Origin of the sequence: Prevotella sp. P2-180, assembly GCF_002251435.1 — a bacterium.
Classification (GTDB): domain Bacteria; phylum Bacteroidota; class Bacteroidia; order Bacteroidales; family Bacteroidaceae; genus Prevotella.
Genome location: NZ_NPJI01000031.1, coordinates 1 through 1,594 on the forward strand (window position 1 = coordinate 1; position 1,594 = coordinate 1,594).

1 protein-coding gene is annotated in these 1,594 nt (G+C 46.7%); it reads left to right on the forward strand.

Annotation, left to right across the window (positions count from 1 at the left end):
• The first annotated feature begins 136 nt into the window (after nt 1–136).
• Nucleotides 137–1,423, forward strand: a complete 1,287-nt coding sequence (locus tag CIK98_RS05040) for an IS1380 family transposase (RefSeq protein ID WP_094383193.1) — start codon at nt 137–139, stop codon at nt 1,421–1,423.
• Nucleotides 1,424–1,594: the final 171 nt, after the last annotated feature.

Consider the following 1,594-nt stretch of genomic DNA (forward strand, 5'->3'; position numbering starts at 1 on the left):
CCTTAATTCCGCAACACTATTACAAATATAACTTTTTAAGTACCTGAGCAACAAAAAGTTGCTCAGGATTTTGTCATGTCAGATTTTTCACCTATCTTAGTGTTGCAAATCAAAATATATATCAAACCCGACAGACATGGCAAAGGTAGCAATAAAATCTGAGAAACTCTCTCCTTTTGGAGGAATTTTTTCAATAATGGAGCAATTTGACTCCAATCTCTCATCTGTAATCGACTCAACCCTCGGTATGAGATGCAGGCTGTATGGTTATCAATACAGCGAAGTCATCCGTTCGCTTATGAGCGTTTATTTCTGTGGCGGCTCATGCATAGAGGATGTCACCACTCATCTGATGTATCACCTCTCGCTTCATCCGACACTTCGCACATGCAGTGCCGACACGATTCTCAGAGCCATAAAGGAACTGACCCAGGATAACATTTCCTACACATCCGACACTGGCAAGACCTACGACTTCAACACGGCAGACATGCTGAATACACTGCTCCTCAATTGCCTATTGTCCACAGGGCAGCTGAAAGAGGGCGAGGGGTATGACGTTGACTTCGACCACCAGTTCATAGAGGCTGAGAAGTTTGATGCGAAACCCACATACAAGAAGTTTCTCGGGTACCGTCCAGGTGTGGCTGTCATTGGCGACATGATTGTCGGCATAGAGAACAGCGACGGCAACACTAACGTTCGTTTCCACCAGAAGGACACGTTGAGGAGATTCTTTGAGAGGATTGAACAGAAAGGATTGACAGTCAATCGTTTCAGGGCAGATTGCGGATCCTGCTCAGAGGAAATTGTGGAAGAGGTCGGAAAGCATTGCATGACTTTCTATATCCGCGCCAGCCGCTGCGGTTCGCTTTACGATGACATCTTTGCGCTCAGAGGGTGGAAGAGAGAGGAACTGGGCGGCAGTGAGTTTGAACTGAACTCCATTCTTGTTGAGAAATGGAAAGGGAGGGCATACCGTCTTGTAATCCAAAGGCAGAAGCGAATTGACGGTGAGCTTGACCTGTGGGAAGGCGAATACACCTACCGCTGCATCCTTACAAATGACTACGAGTCTTCAGAGAAAGAGATTGTCAAATTCTATAACCTCCGTGGAGGGAAGGAACGCATCTTCGATGAAATGAATAACGGATTCGGCTGGAACAGGCTTCCAAAATCCTTCATGGGAGAAAACACGGTGTTTCTTCTGCTTACGGCACTCATACGCAACTTCTATAAATTCATCATGGCGAGGCTTGACGTGAAGAGGTTCGGACTCAAAGCAACAAGCCGTATCAAGGCGTTTGTCTTCAGGTTCATCTCTGTGCCAGCAAAGTGGATCAGGACATCAAGGCAGTATGTGCTGAATATCTATTCATGCAACAACGCTTATGCTGATGTGTTCCAGAATGACTTTGGGTAACACCGACAACTTATGGTCGTGATTCTGCGTATTGCCTCAAGTCGCGTGGTGGGGTAAGGGGAATTTATGCGTCTTTGTGGCGATTTTTGCTGCGTTGCGCCCTCTTTTGCCGCAGTGCCGCTACCTTTTTGACCTCTGTGTCATCTTATGAGGGCGGTTGCGGATTTGAGG